Here is a 6,434-nt window from a genome sequence, read left to right on the forward strand (position 1 = left end):
ACGCCGGCGGGCGTATACGACGGACCACCCTGTTGGACGGTGACGCCGTTGAGCTGCCAGAGGTAGACGGGCGCGGCGCCCGCGTTGACGCCCGCCGCGGTGAAGGTCGCGGGCGTGGCGCCGGATTCATTCAGGGTCACGGAGGGCACCACATAGGCGGCCTGCTGAAAGGTGTGTCCGCTCTCGGTGGCGGTAGCGGTGAAGTTGCTCAGACAGCCGCCGCCCGTTGCGTTCGCGGATACGGCTATGCCCTGGAGCAGGGGGAGCGTGGCCGCGGGAAGGGTATACTGGCTCCCCGTCGCGCCGCTAATGATCGTTCCGTTCTCGGTCCAGGTATAATTCGCCGGCGCGCTGGCGAAAGCGCTGAAGATCACGGGATGGCCCGCACAATAAAACATCCCCTCGGGCACGACGCCCACCGTAAAGGCCACGGGCTGCTGGACCACGCCGGTGTCGTTGTTGGACGTCACCGGCCCGGTGAAACACGCGGCCGTCGTGGACGCGATACAGTCGATGACCGTGCCCGTTTGCAGACGCGTCGTGCCATAGACGGAAGAGTCGGGGGTGACGATGTCGGAATGGACGGTGACACCGTTGCGCTGCCATTGGTAGTTGATGGTGGCGCCATTGCTGTTGGTGACGGTCGCGTGGAAGAAGGCGGAGCCCCCCTGGCAGACGCTATCGTTGCCGGCGATCGTAATCCCCAACGTCCGCACGGGCGTCACCGCCAGGGTTACGACGTTGGATGACACCGAGGAGCTGGTGGCGCAGGAGACGTTGGAAAAAAGGTTGCACGACACGGTTTGCCCCGTGACCGGGCTGTTTTGCGTCCAGCTGCTGGCGGTGGACACCGGGCTTCCGTTGAGCAACCAGTTGTACTGGGGCGCGGTGCCGCCGTTGGTGATGGCGCTCGTAAAGGTCACGGAGCCGCCCGCGCACACGGAGGCGCCCGGGCTGGGCGTGATGGCGATGGTGGGGGTGACGGAGGCGGGGACGTTGATATTGCCGACGTTGGTAAAGGAAAACGTCTGACTCGGGTTGGTCACGCAGGACGCGGTGCAGTTGGCCGACACGCTGATGGCTTTGAGCTGGGCGGCCGAGACGACCTGTACGACGTGGCTCGACGAGTCCGCCCCGGGGATGGAGGAACCGTTCTGGGACCAGGAAAACGTACAGGGCAGGTTGCCGCCGGCGTTGAGGGTGATAAAGGACCCGGGACATTGGAACATACCCGGGACGCTGCCGCCGAGGCTGAACGCCTGGGCCGTCTGGACCGTGATCGTAATGGAGTTGGACGTCACGCCTCCCGCGGTGCAGCTGATGACGTCGCCGTTCTGGTATACGGTGATCTCCAGGACGGAGGAATCCGGTGTGCGTACGTTGGAGTGGACGACGATGCCGTTTTTTGTCCAACGATACGTGGGCGTACCCGAAAAACCCGACAGCGTTGCGTGGAACGCCGGCGTCGTCCCCTGGCAAACGGGGTTGGGACCACTGATGGTCAGCGAGACGGGTTTAAACGTCGTAAAGGATAAACAAGTGAGTGTCAGCAGGCAAAGCGAGATACGCATAGGTTGTGTTTAGATAATGGAGATTCGGGTCGCAGGTCTTGCGACGATTCCACTAATCATGTAGCCATAAATGTTTCTGGAGATTGGTACGGATCGCTGACCAAAATAGTTAAATATTTCAATAAAACAAATCCGCGTCGTGCCGGGTGTCGCGGGCGTGCGTGGGCGCTAAGCCCGAAGGGGGCCTGTCAGGCTTGTTTTACTCCGTTTTGCGTAGCGTCTACGCAAAACTGGGTAAAACAAGCCTGACAGGCCCCCTTCGGGCTAACAGGCCTGGTCGGCGGGACCGGCGGGGCGGGCTATTGCCCCTTCCAGGTATTGTTGTTGATGTCGACGTCGGGGTAGCGGTTATCGGGGTCGATGGTCACCTGGGTGATCGAAGAGGTCGAGGCGTAGTGGAACTTCCAGGTGTCGCCTTTCATCCAGATCTCGACGGGGAGATGGACGCGGTCGGTTTTGCCGTTGGATTCCTTTACCTCGACGGTCACGGGCATCGGGAGCTTTTCTTTGTTCACGATGGTGATCGTGGCGCCCTGGGCCGGGTCGTTCTTGACGTATTCGACGTTGGTGACGGCCTGGTCGATCTTCCAGGATTCGAGGAACCAGCCGCGCCAGAAGAAGTCGAGGTTTTCGCCGGCGGCGTTTTCGATAGCGTGGAAGAAGTCGTAGGGCGTGGGATGTTTAAAGGCCCATGCGTGTACGTAATACCGGAAAGCGTAGTCGAAACGCGCCTTGCCGAGGATTTCTTCGCGGAGCAGCTCCAGGCCGGAGCCGGGTTTGCTGTAGCTGAGGACGCCCCAGGCGCCGGAGGAACGCATGGCGTCGGGGATGGTCAGGATGGGGTCCACGCCGTAGTAGGCATTGGCCATACGGGTGCGGCTCCTTACGGGGCGGAAGTATTCGCCGTTGTTAAAGGCGGAGTCGACGACGCCGTTTATAAAGGTATTGAAGCCTTCGTCCATCCAGGGGTATTTGCGCTCGTTGGAGCCGACGATCATCGGGAACCAGTTGTGGCCGAACTCGTGGCGGGTGACGCCCCAGAGGCTGCCCTTCCGGGAGCGGAGGCCGCAGAATACGATACCGGGGTATTCCATCCCCCCTACCCGACCGGCGACGTTGGTGGCGGAAGGATAGGTGAAGGGGTAGAGATATCTGGAGTAGAACTCGATAGCGCCCTTGACGTACTCGGTGGAGCGGCCCCAGGCGCTGTCGCCCGCGCTTTCTACGGGATACAGGGACTGTGCGAGGGACGTTTTACCGCCGGGGATGTTCATTTTGGCGGCGTCCCATACGAATGCCTTGGAGGCGCCGAAGGCTACGTCGCGGGTGTTGGTGCAACGGAACTTCCAGGTCAGACGGCCGGAGGCAGGACGGCTGCCGGGGGCGCCGATCTCGTCCGCGCCGAGGATGGTGACGGTCTTGTCGCTCGCCTTGGCGGCGGCGTAGCGTTTTTGCTGGGTGGGCGTCAGGACCTCCATGGGGTTGACGAGCTCGCCCGAGCCGCCGACGATGAAGCTGGCGGGTACGTTGACGCTATAGTCGATGTTCCCGTACTCGAGGTAGAATTCCCCCTGGCCCAGGTAGGGCTGGGTGTTCCAGCCGAGGACGTTGTCATAGACGCACATCCGGGGATACCACTGGGCGAACTCGTAGATCCAGCCGTTCTTGGTTTCGATCCGGCCGCAACGGTCGGTGCCGTATTCGGGGAGGACGAAGTTATAGGCGATCTTCAGCTTCAGGGTACCGCCGGCCTTGAGGTCCTTCGGGAGCTTGATCTGCATCCGCGTGTCCTCGACGTCGCAGTCCGCCTTGACGCCCTTGCCTGCGGCGTCGATCACCTCGACCGACGTCAGGTTGTAACCGCCGTCGAAGTTGTCGTGGTTGGCCCAGCGCCCGCCGGACAGGTCGGTGATGGCGACGCCGCGGGACTTCAGGCTGTAGATGTTCTGGTCCATCTGGAGCCACACGAAGGGAAGGTCGTTCGGGCTGTTGTTCTTGTAAGTGATGACCACGGTGGACGTGAGGGTGTGCGTGGTCTCGTCCAGGCGCGCGGCGATGGAGTAGTCGGCGCCGTTCTGCCAGTATTTGGCCCCGGGGCGGCCGTCGGCGGTGCGCTGGTCGTCGCCATAGGCGGGGTAGAACAGGGGACCGAAGGCTTCGTGGGGGTCGTAGTTGCCGGCGGGCGGCGGAGGCGTTTCCATTTGCCGCTGCGCCCTGGCCTGCTGGCCTGCCACGAGGGTGGCGACGGCCAGGAAACCGATGAATTTTCTCATATCTGTCTCGATTGTTTTATGGGGCTAAAGATAGGGGGATGGGGTATTTCACCGGGGGGATTGGGGGATGGGCGGGGAATAGAAGAGATGTGCGGATGATCTAGGCATAGCGTTCCAACATGGTCCGGATGCGACCCGCGATGCGCGCCCGGAAGTCGGGAGGGGCGACGACGGTACACTTTTCCCCGAAAGAAAGTACGAGCTGCTCCAATTCGTAGTTAGGGATGACGGTAATTTTTACGGTGAGCCCATCGGCGCTCCGTACTTTTCGTTGCGAGCCATGCAGGGGCTTAGTGAGGATATAGGGCGCCTGGTCCGGAGGAAAATGGAGGGTGATATCAATTGCGTCAGCGTCAGGGCGGCTGACGCCGATGATGTCGTCAAAATAGGTATCGAAATCGAGATCGTTCTCTCGGAAGGGGCCTTCCCAGGGCTGTATGGATTCGATCCGATCCAGCGCCAAGGTACGTATGGCCTGAGCCTCGTCGCTCCAACCAAAAAGGAACCAGCGGTTGTTGTATTGCCGGAGATAATAGGGGAAAAATACCTGCGCTACAAAACGCCCCAACGTAAATGGCTTATAGTCAACAATTAAGCCTCTTTTATAGAAGACCGCCAGGGACAGTTCCTCCAAGAGGGCCGCGCCCTTGACATACTCGTTGTGGTCGAACGACAGGATCCCGGATGCTTGAGGGGTCCCCAGCCTGGCCAAAAAGCCCTTGATTACATCGAGCTGCGGCAGGCCGCGGAACCGTGCCAAAAGAAGGGCCGTGGTCTTAATCTGGTCGACCTCCGCCGCATTAAATGCCTGATTATTAATTGAATAATTCGAATCTTCATATCGATAGCTTACCCTCGGACCGGTCCGCCGTTTTTGAAGGATGATGTTCCAGCCCTCGGCGCTTTCCATAAACCGGATGTCCTCGTATAACTGCCGGCGCTGTATACTGGAGGACCCAGAGCTGGCTTCACCCAGGGCCTCATTGACCGCTCTCAGGAGGTCCTCGATATACCAAACGCGACGATGATTACCGAAGCACCTGTCCAATGCCTGATAGCGGATCAACGCATTTTTCGTGATTCCCATAAATATTCATTGGTTTGTGCAGATGGAGTGCACAGCAAAAGTATAGCTTTGTAAGAGAACGCCGCTCTTTGAATGCCCGTCCAAACTATTGAATCCGCCTGCTGGCAGCTTCGGCTGCAGATCGGCAGGCATACCCCGGCTTGTCCGGGGCTAATGTCCCGCTGGTCATTCCGATGATCAGGGATTTTGGCAAATGAGGAATCTGTGAATCCAGTTGAACCGATATACCGATAAGTTACGTGAATTTTCATCCGATTCGCCAGCTACGTTACACTTGATGCAATTTCGATATCATCGGGTTTCAGACAATTAATAACGTTTTCCCATTAGCTACTCAGTTCGCATCATACACAAAGAATAGGGACGGGCATTCAAAGTCGGTTCTTACGATCCGATGAAGCTACGACAGGCCCAAATACACCACATCCAAAGCAGCTTTGCGACGATGTCCAACCGGAAAGACCTGGCGGACCTGTTAACGTATATAAAAAAGCTTATCCTGGGAAATAAGGCCTATCCGATACAGGTAAGGGATATCAACTTCTACATCAACGAAAGAGACACAGATCTTCGTTACCATAGCTTTTCCATACCCAAAAAGAACGGATCGGCCCGGACGATCACCGCTCCGAGGGGCGGGCTAAAGCTCATTCAGCGGTGTGTCAACGTTATGCTTCAGCAGGTATTCCAACCGCACCCGGCGGCTATGGGTTTCGTCCCGGGGCGGTCGGTGCAGGATAACGCGACGATCCATATAGGCAAAAAGTACGTTTACAACCTGGACCTCAAGGATTTTTTTCACTCGGTCGACCAGGCCCGGGTATGGCGGTGCTTGCAAAACCCACCGTTCTTGTTATCCAGGGAAAAACGGCGGCTTACCCTGGCTAACGTGATCGCCGGATTGTGCTGCACCGAGCTCCCGGTGCAACGGCAAAATGAATTCGGCGAATGGAAAGAGGTCGATCGGAATGTTCTGCCGCAAGGCGCGCCTACTTCCCCCACCATTGTCAACATTGTGGCACAAAGGCTGGACTACAAGCTGGCGGCGCTCGCTAAACGATACAAGGTCCAGTACAGCCGTTACGCGGACGATATTACGTTCTCGGCCGATTACAACGCTTTTGATGGCGAAGGGCCCTTGCTATCCAAGGTCAACAAGATCATCGACGACCAAAGCTTCGTCGTGAACCCCGTCAAGGTCCGGCTGCAAAAGTACAACGTCCGTCAGGAGGTTACAGGGATCATCGTGAATGAGAAAGCGAACCTACCCAAGGCGTATGCTTCCGAACTACGGATGTGGCTTTACTACTGGGAGCGTTACGGTCGTGACCGGGCGGAAAGCTATTTCTCGCAACGATATACAACCAAAGGGGACATGGCGGCTGTTCTCGAGGGAAAGGTTCAGTACCTACGGGCGATCCGCGGAGCGGATGATGCCTTAGCGGCGAAGCTTGGGGGACGGCTAAAGAAATTGAAGGAGCGGACGTCGGTTATAGCCGAAGT

General features: G+C 58.4%; 4 protein-coding genes. 1 reads left to right on the forward strand and 3 read right to left on the reverse strand.

From position 1 onward, the window contains the following. From VL547_RS21955 to VL547_RS21965, 3 genes are all read right to left on the reverse strand, one after another. On the reverse strand, nucleotides 1–1,571 hold a 1,571-nt coding region (locus tag VL547_RS21955; RefSeq protein ID WP_325582045.1), incomplete at its 3' end, for a hypothetical protein. Nucleotides 1,572–1,870: 299 nt separating this feature from the next. Continuing rightward, nucleotides 1,871–3,844 (reverse strand): M1 family metallopeptidase, encoded by a 1,974-nt coding sequence (locus VL547_RS21960; protein ID WP_325582047.1) that lies wholly within the window; start codon nucleotides 3,842–3,844, stop codon nucleotides 1,871–1,873. Between the two features lie 100 nt (nucleotides 3,845–3,944). Next, the gene (locus VL547_RS21965) at nucleotides 3,945–4,931 is read right to left on the reverse strand and encodes a WYL domain-containing protein (protein WP_325582049.1); all 987 of its coding nucleotides are present in this window, start codon (nucleotides 4,929–4,931) and stop codon (nucleotides 3,945–3,947) included. 394 nt (nucleotides 4,932–5,325) lie between these two features. Between VL547_RS21965 and VL547_RS21970 the strand changes: the two genes are divergently transcribed. Further along, the coding region (locus tag VL547_RS21970; protein WP_325582051.1) for a reverse transcriptase family protein at nucleotides 5,326–6,434 on the forward strand (1,109 nt) is incomplete at its 3' end.

It is taken from the genome of Dinghuibacter sp. (genome assembly GCF_035492835.1).
In the GTDB taxonomy this organism is placed as follows: Bacteria; Bacteroidota; Bacteroidia; order Chitinophagales; family Chitinophagaceae; genus Dinghuibacter.